At 47.2% G+C, this 24,428-nt stretch carries 23 protein-coding genes and 1 riboswitch; of the genes, 20 read left to right on the top strand and 3 right to left on the bottom strand.

The features are described 5' to 3' along the window. The 8 genes from T491_RS18080 to T491_RS17675 form a co-directional block, all read left to right on the top strand. A partial coding sequence (locus T491_RS18080; protein WP_036915799.1) for a hypothetical protein occupies positions 1-226 on the top strand: 226 nt, incomplete at its 5' end. Positions 227-309: 83 nt separating this feature from the next. Further along, positions 310-750 (top strand): hypothetical protein, encoded by a 441-nt coding sequence (locus T491_RS0108990; protein ID WP_028903595.1) that lies wholly within the window; start codon positions 310-312, stop codon positions 748-750. A 525-nt stretch (positions 751-1,275) separates the two neighbouring features. Then, the gene (gene fic, locus T491_RS0108995; RefSeq protein ID WP_028903596.1) at positions 1,276-2,151 is read left to right on the top strand and encodes a protein adenylyltransferase Fic; all 876 of its coding nucleotides are present in this window, start codon (positions 1,276-1,278) and stop codon (positions 2,149-2,151) included. Between the two features lie 68 nt (positions 2,152-2,219). After that, positions 2,220-2,597 carry a hypothetical protein gene (locus T491_RS0109000; RefSeq protein ID WP_155950087.1) on the top strand — a complete coding sequence of 126 codons (378 nt, stop codon included), beginning with the start codon at positions 2,220-2,222 and terminating at the stop codon, positions 2,595-2,597. Between the two features lie 100 nt (positions 2,598-2,697). Continuing rightward, positions 2,698-3,549 carry an RHS repeat-associated core domain-containing protein gene (locus T491_RS0109005; RefSeq protein WP_028903598.1) on the top strand — a complete coding sequence of 284 codons (852 nt, stop codon included), beginning with the start codon at positions 2,698-2,700 and terminating at the stop codon, positions 3,547-3,549. A 6-nt stretch (positions 3,550-3,555) separates the two neighbouring features. Further along, positions 3,556-3,900 carry a hypothetical protein gene (locus T491_RS0109010; RefSeq protein ID WP_028903599.1) on the top strand — a complete coding sequence of 115 codons (345 nt, stop codon included), beginning with the start codon at positions 3,556-3,558 and terminating at the stop codon, positions 3,898-3,900. A 927-nt stretch (positions 3,901-4,827) separates the two neighbouring features. Beyond that, on the top strand, positions 4,828-5,268 hold the full coding sequence (locus T491_RS0109020) for a hypothetical protein (RefSeq protein WP_028903601.1): 441 nt from the start codon (positions 4,828-4,830) through the stop codon (positions 5,266-5,268). 181 nt (positions 5,269-5,449) lie between these two features. Next, positions 5,450-5,986 carry a hypothetical protein gene (locus tag T491_RS17675; RefSeq protein ID WP_155950088.1) on the top strand — a complete coding sequence of 179 codons (537 nt, stop codon included), beginning with the start codon at positions 5,450-5,452 and terminating at the stop codon, positions 5,984-5,986. Positions 5,987-6,511: 525 nt separating this feature from the next. Here T491_RS17675 and T491_RS0109030 read toward each other — a convergent pair. The 3 genes from T491_RS0109030 to T491_RS0109040 all read right to left on the bottom strand — a co-directional run bounded on the left by T491_RS0109030 (position 6,512) and on the right by T491_RS0109040 (position 11,042). Further along, complete coding sequence (locus T491_RS0109030; RefSeq protein WP_028903603.1) at positions 6,512-7,765, bottom strand: ATP-binding protein; 1,254 nt, start codon at positions 7,763-7,765, stop codon at positions 6,512-6,514. A 251-nt stretch (positions 7,766-8,016) separates the two neighbouring features. After that, on the bottom strand, positions 8,017-9,384 hold the full coding sequence (locus tag T491_RS0109035) for a hypothetical protein (protein WP_028903604.1): 1,368 nt from the start codon (positions 9,382-9,384) through the stop codon (positions 8,017-8,019). Continuing rightward, positions 9,381-11,042 (bottom strand): kelch repeat-containing protein, encoded by a 1,662-nt coding sequence (locus T491_RS0109040; RefSeq protein ID WP_197018839.1) that lies wholly within the window; start codon positions 11,040-11,042, stop codon positions 9,381-9,383. The genes T491_RS0109035 and T491_RS0109040 overlap by 4 nt, the downstream gene beginning before the upstream one ends. 273 nt (positions 11,043-11,315) lie before the next feature. Here T491_RS0109040 and T491_RS0109045 point away from each other — a divergent pair, with 273 nt between their 5' ends. The 12 genes from T491_RS0109045 to epsC all read left to right on the top strand — a co-directional run bounded on the left by T491_RS0109045 (position 11,316) and on the right by epsC (position 24,413). Continuing rightward, entirely contained in the window at positions 11,316-11,951 is a 636-nt protein-coding gene (locus T491_RS0109045; protein ID WP_028903606.1) for a hypothetical protein, read from the top strand. A gap of 140 nt (positions 11,952-12,091) precedes the next feature. Next, positions 12,092-15,439, top strand: a complete 3,348-nt coding sequence (gene mfd / locus T491_RS0109050; RefSeq protein ID WP_028903607.1) for a transcription-repair coupling factor — start codon at positions 12,092-12,094, stop codon at positions 15,437-15,439. Positions 15,440-15,549: 110 nt separating this feature from the next. Next, positions 15,550-15,975, top strand: a complete 426-nt coding sequence (locus T491_RS0109055; RefSeq protein WP_033148912.1) for an Hsp20/alpha crystallin family protein — start codon at positions 15,550-15,552, stop codon at positions 15,973-15,975. A gap of 92 nt (positions 15,976-16,067) precedes the next feature. Then, positions 16,068-16,895, top strand: a complete 828-nt coding sequence (locus T491_RS0109060; protein WP_028903609.1) for a sensor histidine kinase KdpD — start codon at positions 16,068-16,070, stop codon at positions 16,893-16,895. Positions 16,896-16,951: 56 nt separating this feature from the next. Continuing rightward, positions 16,952-17,051, top strand: a riboswitch (TPP riboswitch). 34 nt (positions 17,052-17,085) lie between these two features. Continuing rightward, the gene (locus T491_RS0109065) at positions 17,086-17,865 is read left to right on the top strand and encodes a thiazole synthase (protein ID WP_028903610.1); all 780 of its coding nucleotides are present in this window, start codon (positions 17,086-17,088) and stop codon (positions 17,863-17,865) included. Positions 17,866-17,868: 3 nt separating this feature from the next. Next, positions 17,869-18,069, top strand: coding sequence for a sulfur carrier protein ThiS (thiS, locus tag T491_RS0109070; protein WP_028903611.1), 201 nt, complete (start codon positions 17,869-17,871; stop codon positions 18,067-18,069). Between the two features lie 6 nt (positions 18,070-18,075). Next, the gene (thiH, locus tag T491_RS0109075) at positions 18,076-19,218 is read left to right on the top strand and encodes a 2-iminoacetate synthase ThiH (protein WP_028903612.1); all 1,143 of its coding nucleotides are present in this window, start codon (positions 18,076-18,078) and stop codon (positions 19,216-19,218) included. After that, a complete protein-coding gene (locus tag T491_RS17410) occupies positions 19,215-20,600 on the top strand; it encodes a thiamine phosphate synthase (protein ID WP_081773317.1) in 1,386 nt (461 codons plus the stop codon). Before thiH ends, T491_RS17410 begins: the two co-directional genes overlap by 4 nt. After that, the gene (thiC, locus tag T491_RS0109085) at positions 20,581-22,167 is read left to right on the top strand and encodes a phosphomethylpyrimidine synthase ThiC (RefSeq protein ID WP_028903614.1); all 1,587 of its coding nucleotides are present in this window, start codon (positions 20,581-20,583) and stop codon (positions 22,165-22,167) included. The genes T491_RS17410 and thiC overlap by 20 nt, the downstream gene beginning before the upstream one ends. Next, positions 22,155-22,730: a thiamine phosphate synthase gene (locus T491_RS16130; protein ID WP_036915802.1), complete on the top strand. Its 576-nt coding sequence runs from the start codon at positions 22,155-22,157 to the stop codon at positions 22,728-22,730. Before thiC ends, T491_RS16130 begins: the two co-directional genes overlap by 13 nt. 5 nt (positions 22,731-22,735) lie before the next feature. Continuing rightward, positions 22,736-23,431 carry a HesA/MoeB/ThiF family protein gene (locus T491_RS16135; RefSeq protein ID WP_197018840.1) on the top strand — a complete coding sequence of 232 codons (696 nt, stop codon included), beginning with the start codon at positions 22,736-22,738 and terminating at the stop codon, positions 23,429-23,431. A 61-nt stretch (positions 23,432-23,492) separates the two neighbouring features. After that, a complete protein-coding gene (epsC, locus tag T491_RS0109100) occupies positions 23,493-24,413 on the top strand; it encodes a serine O-acetyltransferase EpsC (RefSeq protein ID WP_028903615.1) in 921 nt (306 codons plus the stop codon). Positions 24,414-24,428 lie beyond the last annotated feature (15 nt).

The following is a 24,428-nucleotide window of genomic DNA, read 5'->3' on the forward strand; positions in this document are numbered from 1 at the left end:
TAGAGAGTTTAAGATGTCAGATGTTATAATTTCTACCATTTGGAAACCTTTAAATGACTCAACAATTCTATTGTCAGGAAGAGAACTTCCCATTAAATTCATTGATGATGAGACGATTATTTTTCGTGATGACACACTATGTCTTCTGAAGGATTACAAGTATATCCCCAAAGAGTATCAGAAAATATTAGGGGAGGATATTAAAACTGGTGGTTTGGGGAGATAGAATTGAATAAAAGGATCAAAGGGACTGAGAATCCGATCACTTTCTCCGCACCCCATTTCTTTAATAAAGGAATTATTTGTAAAATGAACACATTACCAATTAATGAAGCTTTGCAAAAGCTACAAGGCAACAGAATTAATTATTCAAGAGCAGGAGGTGGTGCGGGTAGTATTTTGCTTATAGAGACAGAGGGGAATAATTCTATCTGGATATGGTGCTATTGGGAAATTTTACATTTTGGCAGTATAATAGCAACAGCAGATGATGAAACAACTGCTAATATAGGTAAAGTTGCTATTGCTGCCAAACAATTGGAGGGAAGAATAATAAATAGAATTGAATTAAATACTCATACCTACGATTTACATCTCTACATTGATAGTGAATATGAGTTGATTGTAAATAATGAGGCACAACCAGATGATGAACATTATCCCTTAAATAACTGGGAATTAATTGTATCAGAGGTTAAAAAACGCTATTTCGTGACATGCGATTTGACCGTGATACAAGAAAACACATAATGGCTGACAGAATTACAGGATCAAGGGACAGAGCCCTACTTCCGCTACAAGGCCCTATCGCCAAGAAATGGAGGGCAAGAAAAGAGGGGTGAGGGGTCGGAGAGAGTGATCAGAAGGTGCCAGGGGACAGTACATGGCACCACCACCCTCGCGGAAAGGAGATGCCACGTTTGGGAAATTGTCAATCAGGAACTAGAGTTTGAAACTTTCCCACCGGTCTGTCTGAACACCATCAAGAACGACATTGACAATATGCATTACCTACTCTATTGGCGATAATTGTGTAAATCAAATAATTACCATCCATCCCTATTACCTCCATCAACAGCAAGCACATTTCCACCACATATCAAAATTTTATTTAAAATAGTGCTTACTTTTTAGTTTGTTTGTGGGATTTTAGTTAAATTTGTAGCCAATTGCGGCACAATAGCTGAAAAATCAACTATCCGTATAAACAGTAAGTGAATAGTATAAAAACGAAAATAAACAGAAAACAGAGTTGATGGCTAAAATCATGGGACGATGAGCAAGAAATCAATACGCTTTTTTAACGACAGAGAGGTTCGAGCTGCCTGGGACGAGGACAACTCAAAGTGGTGGTTCTCGGCAACTGACATCGTGCGTGCCATCAATGATGAGGACGATTACAAGAAATGTCGAAACTACTGGAAATACCTTAAAGGCAAGATGGCTAAGGATGGTGTTGAACTGGTTAGTATCACTAACCACTTCAAATTCGAAGCTCCTGATGGCAAGCAGCGATTGGCAGACGCACTGGATAGTGAATGCGTACAGACATTGGCAAAAAATTACCCTAACAACCGTGCTAACGCATTTTTGGATTGGTTTACCTACAGTGATACTACTATCGATGGCCAAAGCCAGAAGAAGGCCTATACACTTTTTGGAAGTGGACTATTAGAGAACTTAAAGCCTGGTACAGTTAAAGCCTTACAGCAAATTCATGCCTATCTGTTTGGAGGTCTTTACGACTTTGCTGGTAAAATTCGTACCAAAACCATTTCTAAGGGAAATACAATTTTCTGTTTGGCAGAACATTTGTACAACTATCTTCAGACTGTTGAGAAAATGCCAGAGAATACTTTCGACGAAATCATCGATAAGTATGTTGAGATGAACGCGGCTCATCCGTTTATGGAGGGCAATGGTCGTTCAACGCGTATATGGCTCGACCTTATTCTGAAGAAACAATTGGGACTGTGCGTAGATTGGAGTAAGGTGGGTAAGAAAGAGTATCTGAATGCTATGATAGAAAGCCAGATGGATAGCACCCATGTCAAAAAGCTGCTCAAACAAGCACTTACAGATAAGATCAACGACCGTGAGACTTTCATGAAGGGTATTGATTATTCTTACTATTATGAACAGGAGGATTAAGTCTAGGGTGCCAGGGGACATGGTACTCCTATTTATCATGATGGGGGTAACTCAATAAGTTTTTAGCTATGAGAAGTAACTACATCTTAATGATGATTGTTCTTGCATTCTTTATGTCATGTGAGAATAAAGCTCCACATATAGAGGATGTTATATGTGGCGGTAATTTTAGGTATTGGTATAAACAAGGAGCTCCTAATCGATATCATTATTTTGATGTCAATGGAAGAAAGGAGAACTTTTGTGTTTCAAGATCAGGGGATTTTATGGAAATTTTGATGCCGGACTTTGAAATGTCGACCACATGGAAACCCATAAATGATTCTACTATAATTATGTATTATGACATAGAATATCATGTAAAGATCATTAATAAAGAGACGATTGTTCTAAATGATGATACACTCCATGTGTTAAAAGATTATAAGTATATCCCTAAAAACTAAAACTATCAGAAACTATTGGGGAATGATATAGTGACTGGTGGTTTTGGGAGGCAGAATAGAATGATAAAAGAATGACTATCAGCATGGTAGCGGTCTGACAATGAAGAATAGCAAGGTTGATAAGTACTTGTTCGATGGCGGCTATGCCCAGGCATCGGTTGCAGATTTCCAGCCCTACAAATATAACGGCAAGGAACTCGATCATGTGCATGGTCTGAACTGGTATGACTATGGTGCCAGACTGTATGACCCAATCCTGCTAAGATGGGATAGGATGGATCCATTGTGTGAAAAGTTCTATCCGTTTAGTCCGTATAACTATTGTGGGAATAGCCCTATTAAGAATATTGACCCGGACGGACGAATTTGGACTAATATTGCAGGTGGTATTATAGGTGCAGTAACTGATTATGTGTGTCAGGTTACAGCAAATGTTGCAGCCAGTGGAGGATTCTCAACAGATTGTCTTACGGATATCGATGAGAAAGCAATAGCATTGTCAGCTGTAGCTGGCTTTATTTCAAGTGGCGCATCTGCAGTAGAAACTGCGGCAGGAAGAGCTATTGTCACAAGAACAGGAAGCAAAATAGCGGGAAAAATAGCGGGAAAGGTTGTAGCAGAAGGAACAAGATATGCGGCAGATGTAGTCGCTAATGGCGGTGACCTTGCTAATGCTACGATAGATTATACTGTTGGAAAGACAGTGAAAGCGTTTGATAGAAAGACCGTTCATCCTACATCGAACAAAAAAGCAGTAAAAGCTGCAACGGAGAGAGCTGAGAATAGTGGAAGGTCATTAAGTATTGAACAGAAGAACGTTATAAGAAGAAAGAATGCGATGGACAAGAAAAATGCTGCAAAAAAGAATAAATCTATAGAACGTGGAAATGCAGTAAAAAATAAAACCGCAGAAATTATGTATAATTCATATCAGTATTATGATAAAAAATAAAGAATTATGATTAAGTTAGATTTTCTAAAATTTGCGTGGAGATATATTTTGGCAATAATAGTTGTCATCGTTTTGATTCGTATTTTGGTTTACCCAGAACGTACTAAAATTAACGAATATAGAGAGAGGTTAAGTATCAGTCATAGTGTAACTAAGGCATCTATTAATTCCATAACGCATCGTAAGACTAAAATTTTTTATGAGTTTATGGTGAATGGTGTGAAATACTCAGGAATATCCAGATACACTCTATTAAATCCACCATATCCCCAAAAGGGAGATTCTATTGATGTGTACTATAGTGAAGATGATCCTAATGTGAATCTGTGGAGTGGCGAATTTACTGAATAATTGAAGAGGTACCTGTCCCCTGGCACCATGTCCCTTGGCACCGTGATGAATGGTTAAGTAATGGTAATACTGGAGTTTTTTAATATGAAATTAATCCTTAGGTGTATGATAAAGAATAGAATCGCAATTCTAGGAATATTTGATATTATTATTGTCTTCTGGATTGTATGGTTTGAAATGCAAATACAATATGAACCATTATTAGATTATAGTTCTAATTTAAGTGCAATGAAACTACCATTGCATCCAGAAGTCTATAATACAATAATCATTACAATTATTCTCAATATAGTTGCATTGATTTATGAGTTGAGAATTGATAGTATTAGTGAATTTAAGAGAAGCCATTGGTTAATTCTGTCTGGATATTTTATTATTGTATTGTTTTGCATGATAACAGGATACCGTTATATTTCGACAAGAGCATCCGACGGCGTCATAGATGAATATAATACATTGTTTAGGTTTCCAATCTGGCTATTTGGAAAGGAGTTGTTCTCATCCTTTATAACTATCACCAGTCTTTATTATTCACTTTTTGCTCTACACATCTGTCTTTGTATGCTCAACCTGTATCTGTGTGTCAAAAAGATGAAGGAGTAATACGCGCTAAAATGACTCATAAAAGAACATGGATATTATGAAGGAATGAAGATGACATATGGTGGAAGATAAACAGAACTTAAAGGAATAACAGTCAATGGAAGCCGTAAGAAATAGAATTAAGCTGATATGCTTATTGCTAGTAGTTTGTACATTTTGTCAGGGACAGAGTGTCAAGCAGAACATGAAAATAGAACTTAATAGAATTACTTTCTGTAATTCGGATTTGCAGGAATGTATAAATCATTATATTCCAGAGATTATACAGAAGTGTAGTCTCAATAAAGAGAAAGAAGTGTTATGTATGAAATAAACGATAAAGACATGGAGAAAGGATTAGTTCTTAATAAATCATATGACATCTTTTACTTAGGTAAAAGTATCTCAAGATACGATAATTTAGTTCATTCTAATAATCAATATGATGATTCAAGTAGGTTTGATGATTACGAAATAAAAATTCATGGGTATAATATCGAATTATGGTGTGAAGATTCCCATATAGTCAATATTTGTTGTCGTGAATCGTGTTTTTATAATGGAATTGAACTCATAAAAATGAAATTTGAAGATTTTCTAAATGTTATTAAAGAGGAGCCTTCTAATCATGAAATATGTTATATTCCATGTAAAGACAATTGGGGACAGAACCAGCATGTGTATGTTTTCGACAAATCGGGATTACAGGTATGGGTCTGGCGTGGAAAAATAAGGACCATCATTATATACGATACCAATTCAGATGCAGAGGAAATAAAGGGATAGGAGAATCACGAGGGCTCTTTGCAAAACGGCATAGCAGAGTGCTTCTGATTATTCGCGAGAAATTATCTGTTTTTTTCTTGATAAATCTTTGTTTGTTTCTGAACTATTGATTATCTTTGCATCGGATTACAAGAAGTACCTGGAAAGGTTATAATCAAAGATGATCTCAAACAATATATAAATGAGTAAACTATTATTTGGATTAGTTTTGGCTTTCTTAAGCTGTTGTTTCTCTTATGCGGGGAATTATCTGTATTGGGAAGAACTATGTGATTCTTCGAAATCAGAAACTATCAAGTCCTTGAATGTTGATGTAAATATAGAGAAACTTTATTTGCATCAAATATCGTTGTCTGATGATAGTTTATCAGTAGTTATCCTTGACACGTTATGTGTGTTATCAGAAGGGAACAAAAGAATGCTATATTTTTACTTAATGAATGATATTATCAAGCATGCAGATGGAGCTTTATCTGAAATGTTAGGAGGATATTGTTACAGATTTGTTGTTAACGCCCCAGACTATGTATTAGCATACCTCAGTAAAAACCGTAAAATAGCAAGCGAATATATTACATTAATAGCAGCGGAATTGTATTATAATGATTACACTATAACAGATTTCAAGAATCTTATATCAAGTTCGGTACAAAATAGTGAATATCTACAAGTGTTTTGTAAAGAGATTGAATGCAAACTTATGATGTTGAATGAATAGTAAATGTGCTAAATACCTATCTTCGAATGTGTTAATCTTGTTAAATTCTGGCGTGATTATTTGGCTGATAGAGAAATCGTGCGTATATTGACAAGGTGCCATGTACCTGTCCCCTGGCACCCCGACATTCGGTATACATGTATTACAATGATTCAGTTCTCATGGTAAACAACCGCCCAGATACATTATTCCTGCCGAAGATAATAGTAGACGAAATGGTAACAGAAGATGAAACTCTTAAATAAGTCAAAAAGGATCAAAGGGACTGAGAATCTGATTACTTTCTCCGCCCCCTATTTCTCTATAAGATGCTCATATAATGAAACAGAATTATAAAAAAATCATTGGACTTTGCATATCATCTGTCACGGGACTGTCCCACTGGCATTGTCCCACTGGCATTCTGTCCCTGCATAGCCAACGTAGCCCGCGAGTACGCCGATCTCCAGCCGGAGTAAACAATAAAAAATCCTAAATCCCAAGGCAAAATAGCATCGCTTTGGGATTTTTGAATTATAAAGAACTTTATATCTCCAAACTATTCTTATTCAGCAGGAAGTCCATCAGTCCCATCACCAAGATGCCCTTTTCATTGCGCCAGGGCTTGATATTGTCTTTCACAATGACAATCTTCTTGAAAGAGTCATCAATATTAACCAGAGATTGAGTTTCCTGATATTCTTTCTCTCTATCCGGGATAGCCAAGGCTGATTGTATATAGTAGCGCTGACTTGCCTGATTGACCACGAAGTCCACTTCCAACCGTACTCTCTCCTGCTTCCCGTCTTCGGTCCTCTTCCGGATTTCCACCTGACCGACATCCACTTGATAGCCACGCATGCAGAGTTCGTTATAGATGACGTTCTCCATAATGTGGTTCTCTTCCTGCTGACGGAAGTTTATCAGCGCATTACGGATGCCCAAGTCCTCAAAGTAATATTTCGACAGCGTACCAATGTACTTCCTTCCCTTTACATCAAAACGCTCTGCTTTATTGATGACAAAGGCCTCTTTAAGATAAAGTAGATACTTGTCGATGGTCTGGCTCGTGATATTTGAGTTCTCAACACTCTTGAACGTATTTGCAATCTTCGAAGGATTATTTGGCGAGCCGATAGAGGAAGCCAAGATGTTGACCAGTTCACGCAGTTCTTTGTCATTCTTGATCTTATATCTCTCAAGGATATCCGCCATATAGACGGTCTGAAACAGCTTTTGAAGATAGTCTGCCTTTTCATGGTCAGAAGTGAATGACAAAATCAACGGAAGACCGCCAAAAGTATAATAGTCTTTCCAAGCATCGCTCTTGTCTCCACCTACAGCTGAGAAGTATTCTGTGAAACTCAATGGATAAACCCTTATCTGATGGTCACGTCCCCTGAACTCTGTTGCAATATCGGTAGAAAGGAAGTGCGAGTTACTGCCAGTTACGTATACATCTGCGTTCTTTATATGCAGTAGGCTGTTGAGCACATCCACAAACTCATCAACCTTCTGCACCTCATCCAGAATTATGAAATGCAATTGTTGGCTGGCTATCCTGGACTTGACGTATGCCAGCAATGTATCAGGATCTCTCAACTCCTTATTGGCCCTGTCCTCTAAGTCCACTTCAATGATACAGCTCTCGTCTACCCCTTCTGAAAGCAGGTGGTTGTGGAACAAGGTTTTCAGCAAGTATGACTTCCCACACCTGCGCGGTCCGGTTACTACTTTAATGAATCCATTCTGTCTCGCGTTGACCAGTTGGTTCAGATAGCTGTCTCTTTTTATCTCCATCTTACAATTAATTTATGGCACATGTGCCAATTTTTCAGTGCAAAGATATAAATAAATACTGATTAAACAATACTTTTAGGCTAAAAAAGTGGCACATGTGCCAACTTTTCAGACTAAAATTGTTTTTTACCCTTATTTTATTACAGGAACAAGAATATGCCAGGAACCTGGTACCTGGCATACATGGTACCTGGCATACAACAATGTGGGCTACGAGAAGTGCGACTTTCACAAGCTGACGGGGTGACTATTTACTCTCCCTTGGTGTTGATGAAAATGAACCGGCCGTACTTGTCTATGAGATAGAACTGAGTGAATGCTTCGTTCGCCATCCATCCATTTACGGCACCGTAATTACCATTGAGCGTGATGTCGTGCAGCAACTCATTCTCTGTCGTCAACAATGCTAATCTGTTGGCACTATCGCCATGATAAAGCACGCACAACTTATCGTCGTCCGTAAAGTTCATGTATGTAGAATAGTACTCATCATACTCATATACCAATGTGCGCGTCCATGCAATTTTTCCCTGCGCATCCACCTTGATGACATCAACAGCCGCTGCGTATCCTCTTTCGGTATTTACCTCAGAGCCGCCAAGGAAGTAGATGTTACCCTGATTGTCTCTTAAAGAGTTTTTCATGTATCCTCTGTATCCCAGGTCTCTATTCTCTTCATAGTCGGTCGACTCTCCAACCACATTGCCCTCTGCATCGAAGGTGATAGTCACAAATGTCTCCAAACCGCGCCTGCCGATTGCAACAAGATGGCCGTCGGCTGTAGGATGAACAGCAAACAATTCGTCGGCCTGTTCGCTTTCTGCTTCATGAATGAGTTGCCCATTGGCATCAAGGCGTGCAAAGTAACACTTACTCCCAGTGTTACCTCTGCCCACAATGGCCATTCCGCCGTCGTTGCATACACAAGCGCTATTGAATAAACCATTATTGAGTTTCGATGAATATTCGTACATTACTGAGCCTGATTCAGGATTCAGTCTGCACACCTTGTTGTATGTCCACGCAGCTATTTCTCCATCTTCCGATACATGGGCATTAATATATGGTATATTGCTTCGCCACTTTACATGTCCATCGGCATCTATTCGGCTTATGCGATAATCAAGATCATCCCACTCGCTTTGTTTGTGAGTCTGTATAAGGAAGTCGCCTCCTGGCATCTGATGAACAAATCCCAGCTCTTCCTCGCCGTCGTAGTAATTCAGGTCGAATGCATCTACCAACGTGGCATACGGCTTCGTTGTAGTGAATGTCATGTCTTTTGTTAGTACTTTCTCGCCATCCAGAGCCGTGATATACAAATGGTATTCTGTATTAGGCGTCAGAGCACGCAATACTACCACATCGTCGTCCTCAGTAGGCTTCTTCTGCGTTATGAGCGCACCGTCCAAATATACATAATGCATCACGGGCTTATAGAGTTTTATCTCAGCTCGATTCCTATAGATGCTCACATTAGCAGGAAGCTCACCATTGACATACGATGGCTCTTGCTGACCGTAGGTAGCCTCTTCCAGAATCGTTTCTGTACTACAACTGGTCGTCATCGCCAGTGCTACTACTAATAGTGCTGTTGTTATGATCGATTTCATGTTCATTTCATTTCAAAGGTTATAAACTTCATATTTGTAGCGTTAGGCGTGTCGGCATATTTCAATACCGGCCCCAGCACGAGCTTTCCGTTATGGAACGTACCGGCCAATATATTCGGACTTAATATCGCTGTTTCATAAAGTCCTAACAGCTCCCATTTGCCGGTATTGAAGTCGTAGTTGTAAATGGCCGAATTCTCGTTGTTACCAGCATAGATGAGCTTGCCGTTATATTCCAGAAGGCATTGTGCCTGATTGATTGTTTCGTAAACCGATGTCAACTGCGTCTCTTTGGTCCATGTGTCTCTGCTTGAATCATACACCCACAGGTTTCCCTCGGCCGTCATCACGTAGCCGTTAGTATCACCATTGCCCGTTTGTATTACAACCTGTTTAGTAGGCTTGTCGGCCACCTTCGTCCATTGTCCTGTTGACACGTCGTACTTCCAGGTCTCCATACAACGCTGGTTTATGTTGCGCGAGTCACTCGTGTTATATCTCTGGTCGAGATAGTTTCCGCCACATAAATACACATTTCCACCGGCAGCGAACATCTTCATCTGGCTCACACCTTTCTCTGTAGGCACATCCGAGAGTTTCTTCCAGCTGTCGGTCAGCGAATCATACTCGTACAACTTGTTCTCTAACAGATACTTATCTTCGTAGAGCCATGTATATTCCTCAGTAATGCCATACGCCTTCGAGCCTACTGCCACCATTTCCTTAATATTTTCGGGCACCTCCTTGTATTTGGTCCATGTCTGGGTGTTCAGGTCGTACGATACAAGCAAACAGGGGTCAGCCCATGTGTAATAATACATCTTGTCGGCTATTCTAAAAGCAGCTTTGGCATTATAAGGCTGGTCGTTAAATTCGGTAAACGAAATGGTTTCCTCTTCCTCCGCCTTCAATGGCAGAATGCGGATTTTCTTGGGTAGGGGCAGTTCTATGTCGCCCCAGTGCAGTGCCACATCGTATATGCCGGGTTCCATATCGTCGTCCAAATTTACCTCAAATGGCGCATCGGCTTCCGGGTTCCAATATGAGTCATAATACCATGCCTGCTTGTTAATAGAGTAGAGTCGGTTGCCCACTCTAACCTCTACAGGCATACCTGTTACAGCTGCCCTCACAACGATGCCAAAACGCCTTCTTGCCGAGAAGTGTAGCGCCACTTCGTCGGTTTCGAATTTCGCAGGGGTGCATCTTCCTTCGTAGGTCACTTCGTCCAGATAGCGAGGCTGCCCCCAAATGCGCAGATAACTCTCGGCAGTCATCTTGCCCATACTCACCATTATCGGGTTCGACTTAAACGCGTTCTTAGTCGTCTTCAGTACGGCGCTCACCAGATATTCGGTTCCTGTAGCAGGTACGGAAAATGCTTTCTGAATCTTCTGCACACGTTCGCCTGTCAGATCCACGTTGATGGTCGACTGTGCCTGTTGCAGATTCTTCGCATCATATACCAGCATCTGTAGACTATGATTGCGGAACGACTCACCTTTGTCTACAGTCATGTAGGCTGTTAACGAATTATCTGAGGTTATCACACATGAATCCATTGTTACACTTGGAAGCGAATATTGATCCGCCTCTCTAACCTCCTCTTTAGTGCACGCCATCAACGATATGATGATAGCAAATAGAGATACTATTTTCTTCATAATTATGTTACCTCCATTAAATGGTTGTTTATGCATTGCTTATTTATTCGATTGCAAAGATACAGACTAATTTTTATTCCGCCAAATTATTATGCAGAAAAATTCTACTTCATTTATTTTGGCTAACTGCATAGGGCAGATTCTTTTGGAATCGGCCTTTTCCCTTGAAATAAAGTTAAAATAGTCATATTTTGCACAGAAAACAAAGAAAATATTTGTTTTGTGTACGAAATATAACTATTTTTGCACCATGCAAACACTAATTGTATTGAGATGACACCATTTGAGAACATAGGCAATATCCCCTTTGACGTTAATGTGCTAAGTGCGGTTTTTCCGGACCATAAGCATATTAACGAGAAGGCGCGTGCGCTCGAAAAGAGTGGTCAGCTTATTCGTTTAAAGAAGGGAATGTATGTGGCCAGCAAGATGGAAACCGGTAAGGAACTGTCGAAGGAACTGATAGCCAATCATATTTACGGTCCATCGTATGTGGGATGTGAATATGCCTTGCGCTATTATGGGTTGATACCAGAACGTGTGTACCAGGTAACATCAATCACCACCAAACATTCCAGAGATTTTGAGAATGCTGTTGGTCGTTTTAGTTATCAGAATTGCTCGCCAGAATACTTCGCAGTTGGCATAAGAATAGAACAGGCCGATGGTGTCAGCTTCTTGATAGCAACACCCGAGAAGGCACTTTGCGATGTGATTAACTTTAGCAAGTGTCTGAATCTACGCTTCATGAAGGATATAGAGATATATCTTGAGGAAGACATCCGTTTTGATACTGACGCACTTGAGAATTTCGATATCGAAATTCTTGAACGATGTGCATTAGCAAGCCGCAAGCAATCAAGTATAAACACGTTAATTAAGTATATCAAGCATGTCAGACATCTTTGAGCAAATGATAGAGCAGCACGCTATCTGGAGCGATGCCGGTCTATGGTCAGGTGAATCTGTCTGGCATGATGCCAGAGAATAAAAAAAACGAAACATTCATGAGTTTCGTTTTTTTTGTTTATCTTTGCACCGATTACGCGATGAAGATAGAAGATTTAGAGAAGGTATATGCCAAGTTGCCGCAGGTGTCGGCGCTGGCTCATGAGATAGGAACGTCCGCCTCCAAGCGGATTTTCCTCGAGGGTTTGTTGGCCTCCAGTGCGCCGATGTTGTTCGGCAGTCTGGCTGCCAAGTGTTCATCGCCCATCCTTTTCATCCTGCAGGATGCCGAGGAGGCGGGCTATTTCTACCACGACCTGACACAGTTGCTGGGGCAGCGCCGCGTGCTGTTCTTCCCGAGCAGCTACAGGCGCGCCATCAAGTACGGTCAGCTGGATGCTGCCTCGCAGATACTCCGCACCGAGGTGATGACGCAACTGTCGACAGACAACTGTCAGCTTTACATTGTTACCTATCCCGAGGCGCTCGCCGAGATGGTAGTGCCCAAGCAGACGCTGAACGCCCGCACACTCACCATTGAGCGTGGGCAGCAGGTGGCTGTGGGCGATATCGTGAAGCAGCTGCGCGAGCTGGGATTCAGCGAGGTGGACTACGTGTATGAGCCCGGACAGTTTGCCCTGCGTGGCTCTATCCTCGACGTGTATAGCTACAGCTGCGAGTATCCCTACCGTGTGGATTTCTTTGGCGACGATGTGGATTCAGTACGTACCTTCCAGGTGGAGGACCAGCTCTCGCTCGATGCCCGCGATAGGGTAGAGATAGTGCCGGAACTCGAGGCCAGCGATACTGCCCAGGAGCCGTTCCTCTCGCTGTTGCCTGCCGATACCATCATCGCCACGAAGGACTATCTGTATGTGCGCGATGCCATCGATGCCGCCTTCCAGGAAGGTATGCCACTGGTCACTGGTCCGCAGTTCATGCATCAGGCAGAGGGCTTCCGCAGAATAGAGTTCGGGCATCGTGCCTCGGTATCCGATTGCAGCATCATCCGATTCAATATCACCATCCAGCCCCTGTTCCACAAGAACTTCGAGTTGCTGTTCCAGGCGTTTGATAACTATATAGACCAGGGCTACCAGCTGTATATCCTCGCCGACAGTCCGAAGCAGAACGAACGACTGAAGGATATCTTTGCCCAGCGTGCCGCTACCGAGGGCGAACAGGCCGATATCCGTTTCACGCCCGTGGATAAGACCCTGCACGAGGGCTTTATCGACGACGACCTGAAGGTGTGTTTCTTTACCGACCACCAGATATTCGACCGTTTCCATAAATACAACCTGAAGAGCGACAAGGCCCGTAGCGGTAAGATGGCGCTGACGCTGAAGGAGATACAGCAGTTTGAGATTGGCGACTACGTGGTGCATGTGGACCATGGCGTGGGCAAGTTCGGCGGTCTGGTGCGCATGCCGCAGGGTGATGGCTATCAGGAGATGATCAAGCTCACCTATCAGCATGGCGACGCCATCTACGTATCGATCCACTCGCTCTACAAGGTGGCTAAATACAAGTCGCAGGACGGTGGCGAGGCACCACGACTCTCTACCTTAGGCACTGGTCAGTGGGAGCGTCTGAAGGAGCGCACCAAGGCGCATATCAAGGAGATAGCGCGCGACCTGATCAAACTCTACGCCAAGCGTCGCCGCGAGAAAGGGTTCGCCTTCAGTCATGATTCATATCTGCAGCACGAGCTCGAGGCCTCGTTCCTCTATGAGGACACCCCCGACCAGCTGAAGGCCACGCAGGATGTGAAGGCCGACATGGAGAAAGCACGCCCCATGGACCGACTGGTGTGTGGCGATGTGGGCTTCGGTAAGACCGAGGTGGCTGTGCGTGCTGCCTTCAAGGCTGCTGTGGATGGTAAGCAGGTGGCGGTGCTGGTGCCCACCACGGTGCTGGCCTATCAGCACTTCCGTACCTTCAGTAAGCGACTGAAGGATATGCCTGTGACGGTCGACTACCTCACGCGTGCGCGTACCACTAAGGATACTACCCGCATCCAGAAGGATCTGGCCGAGGGTAAGATAGATATCATCATCGGTACCCACCGACTCATCAGCAAGAGTGTGAAGTTCAAGGACCTGGGACTGCTCATCATCGACGAGGAGCAGAAGTTCGGTGTATCGACCAAGGAGAAGCTGCGCCAGATGAAGACATCGGTCGACACGCTCACCATGAGTGCCACGCCTATCCCCCGCACCCTGCAGTTCTCGCTGGTAGGTGCGCGCGACCTGAGCGTGATCCAGACGCCACCGCCTAACCGCTATCCCATACAGACCGAGATACACACATTCTCGCCAGAGATCATCGCCGAGGCGGTGAACTACGAGATGAGCAGGAACGGACAGGTGTACTTTGTGAACAACCGTATAGCCGACCTGCCACATATCGCCGAGATTATCCAGAAGTACGTGCCCGATGCCCGTATCTGTATCGGTCACGGACAGATGAAGCCCGAGGAACTCGAGAAGATCATCCTCGACTTCTCGAACTACGATTTCGACATACTGCTATCGACCACCATCGTCGAGAACGGTATCGACATACCTAATGCCAACACCATCATCATCAACGGTGCCCATAACTTCGGACTCTCCGACCTGCACCAGATGCGTGGTCGTGTGGGACGTGGCAACCGCAAGGCCTTCTGCTACCTGTTGGCACCGCCGCTCTCGGCACTCAATCCTGAGAGCCGCCGAAGACTGGAGGCCCTCGAGAATTTCTCCGACCTCGGCTCGGGCATCAATATCGCCATGCAGGACCTCGACATCCGTGGTGCCGGCAACCTGTTGGGATCGGAGCAGAGCGGCTTTATTGCCGACCTGGGCTACGAGACCTATCAGAAGATACTAAACCAGGCGATGGCAGAGCTGAAGAACGAGGAACCCGAGTTTGCAGCTGTAGAAAAGGCCGATGCCAAAAACGATCAACAGTCAGCGCTTCATGCTCAAATAGCCTGGGTGGACGACTGTGCGCTGGATTCGGATATCGAGATGTACTATCCCGACCAGTATGTGCCCAGCGACTCCGAACGTATGCTGCTGTATCGCGAGCTCGACAATCTGGCCAACAGCACCCAGCTCGAACTGCAGCTCGATGCCTATCGCAAGCGCCTGATCGACCGTTTCGGACCTATCCCTGCCGTCAGCGAAGAGCTCATCACCGTGGTGCCTCTGCGTGTGGCTGGCAAGCAGTTGGGTATCGAAAAGATCATGCTCAAACAGCAGAAGATGTACTTCTACTTTGTGAGTCGCGACGATAGTCCTTACTTCCAGAGCGAAGCCTTCGGGCGCATTCTGCAGTACGTATCGCGCTATCCCCGCAGGTGCAACTTCCGCGAGGGTAAAGGCAAGCACTCTGTTGTGATTTCTGAGATACCTACCGTAGCGGCTGCTCTGTCAGTTTGTCAGGAAATTCTGTCAATCTGACGCATATTTTCTCGCTGGTATCTGTTTTGCATCCTTGGTTGGTGAACGCCACGAGGCGCTCATCAACATGGTTTAACAATTTAAAAAAATAGAATTAGGAGGTAAAGATTATGATGCCAGTAATGAGAAGTAACAGTTGGATTCCAAGCGTGTTTGGTGATTTGTTTGACACGGATTTTATGCCGCGCGCCAATTGCACCGCACCAGCCATCAATGTGAAAGAAAGCGAGAAGGCCTACACCGTAGAGCTGGCCGCACCGGGCATGAAGAAGGAGGATTTTAATGTGCACATCAACGATGAGGGTAACCTGATCATCAAGATGGAGAAGAAACACGAGCACAAGGAGGAGGATAAGAACAGCCGCTACCTGCGTCGCGAGTTCTCTTACTCTAAGTATGAGCAGACCCTGATCCTGCCTGATGATGTGAAGAAGGAGGACATCAAGGCACGTGTGGAGGATGGTGTGCTCACCGTAGAGTTGCCGAAGATGGTCGAGGAGAAGGTTAAGCTCTCACGTCAGATAGACATCGCCTAACGTATAAGGAGAAGCAGTTAACGATTGTTAACTGCTTCTTTTTTTCGTCTTATTTGCTTATCTTTGCAATCAGAAACCTAAAATATAGCTATATGGATTGGTATTGGATTATAAACATTGTCATTATTGTAGTATTGTTGGTAAGTCTGTTTCTGGGGCATCACTACTATCGGAAACGTTTGAATAAGGAGATAAGTCGTGCTCAGCGTAGTGAGCGTATCAAGACGGTGTTTCTGGCCAATGTCAGTCATGCGCTCCGTTCGCCGCTTAATACCATTATCAAGACCAGCGACGAGCTTTCTACTCAGAGTGTAGATGATATGGATGCCGTCAGAGTCATCAATCAGGCTAAGCATATCAACAAGAATGGTCATCAGCTGCTTTATTTTATCTCGCAGTTGCTCGAGCTCTCTAATTTCGAGAGTAGTATGGGTACCTTTACGATGATTGAAGTGAATCTGGCCGAGCTTATGGCGTCGTATCGTCGTGAGGCGTTGCGCGATGTCAATTCCGAGGTGTCGATTGTGGTGCGCAGTCCGCTTTCGCCCCATTGCAAGGCTACGCTCGATACCAATCTGATGTATCAGCTCATGATGCACCTGCTGCATAACGCCACGCAGCATACCAAGGAGGGGCTCATCACGCTGAATTATGAATATGAGCGCCGCGGTTTGAAGATAACCGTCACTGATACTGGCGACGGTATGCCGCAGAAGCTGCAGAACAATCTCTCGTCGATGTTCCAGATGGGCGACTCGCTGAATCTCTTCAATCAGAGTTCCGGTCTTGGGCTCAGTATCTGTAAGGCTATTGTCGATAGTCTGAATGGTCAGATCACTCTGAACTCCGAGCCTGCCAAGGGCACCACGGTCACAGTGTGGCTACCGTGTGCCATGCGCCACATGAAGAAAGGATTATAAAAAAATATCTGCCGAAATGTTTGGACGTTTCGGCAGATTTGTTTATCTTTGCAGCCGATTTAAACACGGGGTGCCTGCTGTTTGGCAGTGCTGAGATGATACCCATATAACCTGATGCAGGTAATGCTGCCGAAGGGATAGTTTGATGAGGTCTTCTTATAAAAGCTCCACTAATAGTGTATTATTAACAATGGAAAGATTGTGGATTAACGGAAAGGAATTCTCCTCCCGTATCATTATGGGTACAGGAAAATTCGGTTCGAACAACCTGATGCAGAAGGCCATAGAGGCATCGGGTACTGAGATGGTGACTATGGCCATGAAGCGTATCGACGACGATGAGCGTAGCGACGACATGCTGCCCTTCATCGAGCATCCCAGCATTCAGATTCTGCCTAACACATCGGGCTGTCGCAATGCCGAAGAGGCGGTGTTTGCCTGTCAGATGGCTGAGGAGGCGTTTGGTACCAAATGGGTGAAGCTGGAGATTCATCCCGACCCACGCTACCTGTTGCCCGACCCTGTGGAGACACTGAAGGCTACCGAGCAACTGGTGAAGATGGGATTCACGGTGCTGCCTTACTGTCAGGCCGATCCCGTGTTGTGTCGCAGGTTGCAGGAGGCTGGTGCCGCTACGGTCATGCCCTTGGGCTCGCCCATCGGCAGTAACCAGGGACTGCGTACCATCGATTTCCTGCACATCATCATCGACGAGGCTCAGGTGCCCGTAGTGGTGGATGCCGGTATCGGTGCTCCCAGCGATGCCGCCAAGGCCATGGAGATAGGTGCCGATGCCGTGATGGTGAATACCGCCATTGCCGTAGCTGTCGATCCCGTGCGGATGGCACACGCCTTCCGACTGGCTGTTGAGGCTGGACGCGAGGCTTTCGAAGCAGGTGTAGCCACACCGACAGCGCGCATGGAGGCTTCGGCCACATCGCCACTCACATCATTCTTAGCGGAGGACTGAACGATGGAAGTAACAATCAATCACCAACCTGCCACACTGAACGATGGTACCACACTGGCCCAGTTGGCCGAGGCGCGTAACATCGGCACCAAAGGAGTGGCGATAGCCGTGAACGGCGCCATCGTTCACGCTGCTGACTGGGAGAAGACCACCATCAGCCCGCAAGACGACATTATTATCATTAAAGCTTTTTGTGGAGGATAACGCATCATGTTTATAGACGAAATCAGAAAGATAGGCTGGGACGCTACTACGGAGCGCATCATGAGCAAGACCGATGCCGATGTGGTACGTGCCCTGAACAAATCGCATTGCGATGTCGACGACCTGATGGCCATGATATCGCCTGCCGGCGCCAAATATCTGGAGCCCATGGCAGCGCTGAGCAGGAAGTACACCCGGGAGCGTTTCGGTAATACGGTCAACATGTTCATACCCGTGTATATCACCAATGCCTGCACCAACTCGTGTGTGTACTGTGGCTTCCATGTTGAGAACAAGATGAAGCGCATTGTGCTGACCGAGGATGAGATCAAGCGCGAGTACCAGGCCATCAAAGCCTTGGGACCGTTTGATAATCTGCTGATACTGACAGGTGAGAATCCGGTACTGGCTAATGTGGACTATATCGCCCGCGCCCTCGACCTGGCCAAACCCTATTTCAACAACCTGCAGATCGAGGTGATGCCCCTCAAGATGGAGGACTACGCCCTGTTGCGACAGCACGGACTCAATGGCGTGATCTGTTTCCAGGAGACCTATAACGAGGCCCGCTACAAGGTGTACCATCCCCGTGGCATGAAGTCGAACTACGAGTGGCGACTCAATGGCTACGACCGTATGGGACAGGCCGGCGTGCAGCGCATCGGCATGGGCGCCCTCATCGGTCTGGAGGACTGGCGCACGGAGATAGCCATGCTGGGCTATCATCTGCGCTATTTAGAGAAGACCTACTGGCAGACACACTATAGTGTGAACTTCCCCCGTATGCGTCCGTCGGAGAATGGCGGTTTCCAGCCCAACGTGGTGATGAGCGACCGCGAGTTGGCACAGGTCACCTTTGCCATGCGTATCTTCGATCACGATGTCGATATCTCTTACTCTACCCGTGAAACCAGCGACATGCGTAACCACATGGCCACGCTGGGTGTCACCACCATGAGTGCCGAGAGTCATACCGACCCAGGCGGCTATGCCTGCTATCCCAACGCCCTGGAGCAGTTCCATGTGGCCGACAGCCGTACCACCCCCGAGGTGGTGGCCGACCTTAAGCGCATGGGCGTGCAGCCCGTGTGGAAGAGTTGGGATCGCAGTTTCGATATTCCAACCATGAACCCTTGTGTGGCTGTATGAGACAACTGACAACCGTACTCACCATTGCTGGTAGCGACTGCTCTGGCGGCGCAGGCCTGCAGGCCGATATCCGTACCATCGGACAACTGGGTGGCCATGCCGCCTCGGTGGTCACGGCGCTCACCGTTCAGAACAGCATGGGGGTACTACACAGTGAATCCGTGTCAGCCACGCTGGTGCGTCAGCAGCTGCGTGCCGTGTTGAACGACCTGCAGCCACTGGCCATCAAAACGGGCATGCTGCCCACGCGCGAGGTGGTAGAGGTGGTGGCTCAGGAGCTCACCGCCTACCGCCAATCGCATCCCGATGTGTGCATCGTGCTCGACCCCGTGATGGTGTCCACCTCGGGCATGCCCCTCATGGATGCCGATGCCATTGGCACATTTGTAAAGCGTCTTTATCCGTTGGCTACCCTGATCACACCGAATCTGCCCGAGGCGAAAGTGCTGGCTGGCTATGGCTTGGGGCCTGGTAAGGATCAGCATGCCTGGCTGCTGAAAGGCGGTCATGCCGAGGGTGACAAAAAGTGCGACCGGCTCTATATGGATGGTCATGTGCTGACGTTCAGTCACGAGGCTGTCTATACCCAAGGCATGCATGGCACTGGCTGCCGACTCTCGTCGGCCATCGCTACGCTGTTGGCGCAAGGACAATCGCTGACCGATGCTGTGCGTGGAGGCATTGAGTATCTGCAATCCGACCTTCGTGCATCGGTAGGCATGAGCTATGGTTTAGGTCGCATGCGTGTACAGTTCATCTCGCATGCAACGAGTGAGTACTCACAGGTGCGTGGCATAGAGCAGGCACTGCTGGGAGGCTGCCGTTGGATACAGCTGCGCATGAAGGAGGCTACTGCCGAACAGATAGTGGCTACAGGTCGCGAGGTGAGTGAGCTGTGTCATCGCTTTGGTGCCGTGTTCATTGTCGACGACCATGTGGAGCTGGTAGATGCCATCGGTGCCGATGGCGTACATCTGGGCCGTCATGACATGTCGCCTGTTGAAGCAAGGAAGCTGTTGGGCGATGACAGCATCATCGGTGGAACGGCTAACACCATCGATGATGTGCGCCTGCTGGCTGCAGCCGGTGTCGACTATATCGGTTGCGGGCCTTACCGTTACACCACCACCAAGGCCAATCTCTCGCCCATACTCGGTGCAGAGGGCTATCTGAGGATTACCCGACAGATGCGTCAGGAGGGTATCAGCGTGCCGATGGTGGCTATTGGCGGGATAGAGCCCGACGATGTGAAACTGCTGTTGGATAGTGGTGTGCAGGGCGTGGCCGTGAGTGGAACGGTGCTGCGTGCCGAGCAGCCGAAAGAACAAATGAAAGTAATCATTAACAAAGTAAAGCAACATAATGAAGACCATACATATTAATCAACGTATTACATATCCCTCGTCGAAAAAGATCTATGTAGAGGGTAGTATCCATCCCGACCTCCGTGTGGCCATGCGCGAGGTAACGCTGACGCCCACCGTGAAGCATGTGGACGGTCAGCGCGTGCTTGAGGATAATGGCCGTGTGACCATCTACGACACCAGCGGTGTATATAGCGATCCCGACTACGAGGTGGATCTGGAGAAGGGACTGCCCAAACTGCGTGCCCCCTGGATTGAGAGCAGAAACGAGGTCGACACCCAGATGTCGCTGGCCAAGCGTGGTATCATCACCCATGAGATGGAGTATGTGGCCATCCGTGAGAATATGAACTGTGAGGCCATGGGCATTGAGAGCTATATCACCCCCGAGTTCGTGCGTCAGCAGGTGGCTGCGGGTAAGGCGGTGATTCCTGCCAACAAGAAGCACCCCGAGGCGGAGCCCATGATTATCGGTACCGACTTCCTGGTGAAGATCAACACCAATATCGGTAACTCGCGCGACAACTCGGGTATCGAGGAGGAGGTAGAGAAAGCCATCTGGAGCTGTAAATGGGGTGGCGACACCATCATGGACCTCTCGACAGGCGAGGATATCCACACTACCCGTGAGTGGATTCTCCGCAACAGTCCGGTGCCTGTGGGCACGGTGCCTATGTATCAGGCGCTGAAGAAGGTGGACGGACACGTAGAGCAGCTGAGCTGGGAGGTGTATCGCGACACGCTGGTGGAGCAATGCGAGCAGGGCGTGGATTATTTCACCATTCACTGCGGTATCCGACTGAAGAACGTACACTTGTCTGATAATCGTCTGACGGGTATCGTGAGTCGTGGTGGCAGTATCATTGCCCAGTGGTGCCAGCATCACCAGCAGGAGAGTTTCCTGTACGAGCATTTCGATGATATCTGCGATATCTGTCGTCGCTACGATGTGGCACTGTCGCTGGGCGATGGCTTGCGCCCCGGCTGTATCCACGATGCCAACGATGCCGCCCAGTTTGCCGAGCTCGACACCATGGGCGAGCTGGTGCAGCGTGCCTGGGACAAGGATGTGCAGGTGTTTATCGAGGGCCCCGGTCATGTGCCCTTGCACAAGATCCGTGAGAACATGGACCGTCAGATCGAGAAGTGCCACGGCGCCCCCTTCTACACCCTGGGTCCGCTGGTCACCGATATCGCCCCCGGCTACGATCATATCACCAGCGCCATCGGTGCCGCCAATATCGGCTGGTATGGCACCGCCATGCTGTGCTACGTCACCCCCAAGGAGCACCTCGGACTGCCCGACCGCGAGGATGTGCGCAATGGCGTGGTGGCCTATAAGATTGCCGCCCATGCTGCCGACCTGGCCAAGGGACATCCTGCTGCCATGATTCGTGACAACGCCCTGAGTAAGGCGCGCTATGACTTCCGCTGGAAAGACCAGTTCAACCTCTCGCTCGACCCCGAACGTGCTTTGGAGTACTACAAACTGTCGAACCACACTGAGGGCAACTATTGCACCATGTGTGGTCCGGAGTTCTGCGCTGCCCGAATCAGTCACTCGTTGAAGTCATGTTCAGAGTAATAGGTATTACACGACCGGATTTCTATGCGGGCGAGGCCCGACAAATAACCGAACTGCTGGAGACTTGCCGGGTGGATATCATCCACCTGCGCAAGCCACAGGCAAAACCCGAGCAGGTGGCAGCACTATTGCAAGAACTGTCGCCCGAGGTGCGGAAACATCTCATGATACACGACTTCTTTGCGTTGGTGCCCGACTTCGGTCTGCGCGGCATCCATCTCAATGGGCGGCATCCTGATATCCCATCGTATATCACCAGTGCGTATAGGGTGTCGTGTGGTTGTCATACCATTAGCGAGTTGGTGGCGCAGAAGGCACGTGTGGACTTCGAGGGTAACCCCTTGATGGACTATCTGTTTCTGAGTCCGGTCTTCGACAGCATCTCCAAGCCTGGCTATTATGCCGCCTTTGCACCCGAGGTGATGTGTAAGGCGGGACAGATGGGTATCATCGACCAGCGCGTGATAGCCTTAGGCGGTGTGACGCCCCATCGATTCGATCAGTTGGCACAGTGGCATTTTGGGGGTGCTGCCATGTTAGGACATATATGGAAAAGCGTATGAACGAAATGCAGAAAGCAAGATATGAGCGCCAGATGAAACTGGACGAAGTAAGATGGGCAGGTCAGGAACGCCTGATGAAGAGTAAGGTACTGATTGTGGGAACTGGCGGTTTAGGCTCGCCGGTGGCCTTGTACCTCGCTGCTGCTGGTGTAGGTACCATCGGACTGATAGACAGCGATGTGGTAGAGATCAGTAATCTGCAGCGCCAGATTATCCATACGGTGGCCGATATCGGTAAACCCAAGGTGGAGAGCGCCTATGAGAAGATACATGCCCAGAACCCGGATGTGGAAGTGAGACGATATGCCGTGCGACTGAGCGAAGAGAATGTTGATGACCTGCTGGCCGACTATGATTTCATGATCGAGGCCTCGGATAATTTCGCTACCAAGTATCTGGTGAACGATGCCTGTGTACGTCTGCGCAAGCCGCTCGCTATCGGCAGTGTGTTCCGCTACAGCGGTCAGTTGATGACCATTCTGCCCGATACCGCCCAGCTGCGTGACCTGTTTCCGGAACAACCCGATGCCGATGAGGTGGACTGCAGCAGGTTCGGACTGCTGGCCACACTACCTGGAATCGTGGGTAGCATGCTGGCTACCGAGGCGCTGAAGTATATCCTGGGTGTGGGGCAGTTACTGACTAACCAGTTTTTCATCATCGACACCCAATACCTGCTCGCAGAAAAATTTTCTGCGTAAAATTTGGTTGTGTGGGATATTATTCGTACTTTTGCCGCGAAACTTAGGAAAAAGAAGAGAAATGGACAAATCGAGAATAAACGAGACATTGCAGCGCAATGTGGCTGAGTTGTCGAAACAATCAGCCCATGAGGTGAGCATGATGCCTGCCACCGTAGCTCCACTGCCATCGGTAGAGCAGGTGAAGCGTATTGTGGCGCTGGTAAAGAACATCATCTTCCCCGATTATTTTGAGAAACGACAGCCCGATGAGGCTATCCGCGCTTATCATATCGGTGTGGCAATGGAGGAACTTTGTACACTACTCACCAAGCAGATAGCCCACGGCTTGCAGTTCTGTGAGGACTGCGAGGCAAACAGTACCAAGGCACAGGTATATGCCATTGCCGAGGAGAAGGCGCTGGCGTTTATCGATGCCCTGCCCGAAATCAAACGTCTGTTATATACCGATATCCAAGCTATGTTCGACAATGACCCTGCTGCGCCCAACTATGGCGAGGTGATATTCTGCTACCCATCGATGAACACGATGACGCACTATCGCATTGCCCACAAGCTGCACGAGTTGCAGGTGCCCGTTATTCCACGTATCATCACCGAACAGGCACACTCCAAAACGGGTATCGACATCCATCCAGGAGCGAAGATTGGCGAGTATTTCGCTATCGACCATGGTACAGGTGTGGTGATAGGCGAGACCGCTATCATCGGCAACCATGTGACGCTGTATCAGGGCGTGACGTTAGGTGCCAAGAGCTTTAAGTACGATGAGAATGGAAATATGCTGAACATACCACGACACCCGATACTGGAGGATAACGTAACGGTATATTCGAATGCCTCGATCCTGGGACGTATCACCATCGGACACCATTCGGTGATTGGTGGTAACATCTGGGTAACGCACAGCGTGCCGCCTTACTCGCGCATACAGCAGAGTAAAGCCGTGGATGTGGCTTTCCAAGATGGCGCAGGAATATAAGAAAAAAGGCTTCCA

The organism is Prevotella sp. P6B4 (assembly GCF_000619985.1).
Lineage (GTDB): Bacteria > Bacteroidota > Bacteroidia > Bacteroidales > Bacteroidaceae > Prevotella.

Bases quoted from the DNA above. Each gene is read 5' to 3' on its own strand.
- T491_RS0109065 (WP_028903610.1), top strand. From the start codon at position 17,086: ATGGAAAGATTGTGGATTAACGGAAAGGAATTCTCCTCCCGTATCATT.
- T491_RS0109035 (WP_028903604.1), bottom strand. From the start codon at position 9,384: ATGAACATGAAATCGATCATAACAACAGCACTATTAGTAGTAGCACTG.
- thiS (WP_028903611.1), top strand. From the start codon at position 17,869: ATGGAAGTAACAATCAATCACCAACCTGCCACACTGAACGATGGTACC.
- T491_RS0109040 (WP_197018839.1), bottom strand. From the start codon at position 11,042: ATGAAGAAAATAGTATCTCTATTTGCTATCATCATATCGTTGATGGCG.
- T491_RS0109060 (WP_028903609.1), top strand. From the start codon at position 16,068: ATGGATTGGTATTGGATTATAAACATTGTCATTATTGTAGTATTGTTG.
- thiC (WP_028903614.1), top strand. From the start codon at position 20,581: ATGAAGACCATACATATTAATCAACGTATTACATATCCCTCGTCGAAA.
- T491_RS0108990 (WP_028903595.1), top strand. From the start codon at position 310: ATGAACACATTACCAATTAATGAAGCTTTGCAAAAGCTACAAGGCAAC.
- epsC (WP_028903615.1), top strand. From the start codon at position 23,493: ATGGACAAATCGAGAATAAACGAGACATTGCAGCGCAATGTGGCTGAG.
- T491_RS0109000 (WP_155950087.1), top strand. From the start codon at position 2,220: ATGAGAAGTAACTACATCTTAATGATGATTGTTCTTGCATTCTTTATG.
- T491_RS0109010 (WP_028903599.1), top strand. From the start codon at position 3,556: ATGATTAAGTTAGATTTTCTAAAATTTGCGTGGAGATATATTTTGGCA.
- mfd (WP_028903607.1), top strand. From the start codon at position 12,092: ATGAAGATAGAAGATTTAGAGAAGGTATATGCCAAGTTGCCGCAGGTG.
- T491_RS17675 (WP_155950088.1), top strand. From the start codon at position 5,450: ATGAGTAAACTATTATTTGGATTAGTTTTGGCTTTCTTAAGCTGTTGT.
- T491_RS16130 (WP_036915802.1), top strand. From the start codon at position 22,155: ATGTTCAGAGTAATAGGTATTACACGACCGGATTTCTATGCGGGCGAG.
- T491_RS0109020 (WP_028903601.1), top strand. From the start codon at position 4,828: ATGGAGAAAGGATTAGTTCTTAATAAATCATATGACATCTTTTACTTA.
- T491_RS0109005 (WP_028903598.1), top strand. From the start codon at position 2,698: ATGAAGAATAGCAAGGTTGATAAGTACTTGTTCGATGGCGGCTATGCC.
- T491_RS0109055 (WP_033148912.1), top strand. From the start codon at position 15,550: ATGATGCCAGTAATGAGAAGTAACAGTTGGATTCCAAGCGTGTTTGGT.
- T491_RS16135 (WP_197018840.1), top strand. From the start codon at position 22,736: ATGCAGAAAGCAAGATATGAGCGCCAGATGAAACTGGACGAAGTAAGA.
- T491_RS17410 (WP_081773317.1), top strand. From the start codon at position 19,215: ATGAGACAACTGACAACCGTACTCACCATTGCTGGTAGCGACTGCTCT.
- thiH (WP_028903612.1), top strand. From the start codon at position 18,076: ATGTTTATAGACGAAATCAGAAAGATAGGCTGGGACGCTACTACGGAG.
- fic (WP_028903596.1), top strand. From the start codon at position 1,276: ATGAGCAAGAAATCAATACGCTTTTTTAACGACAGAGAGGTTCGAGCT.
- T491_RS0109030 (WP_028903603.1), bottom strand. From the start codon at position 7,765: ATGGAGATAAAAAGAGACAGCTATCTGAACCAACTGGTCAACGCGAGA.
- T491_RS0109045 (WP_028903606.1), top strand. From the start codon at position 11,316: ATGACACCATTTGAGAACATAGGCAATATCCCCTTTGACGTTAATGTG.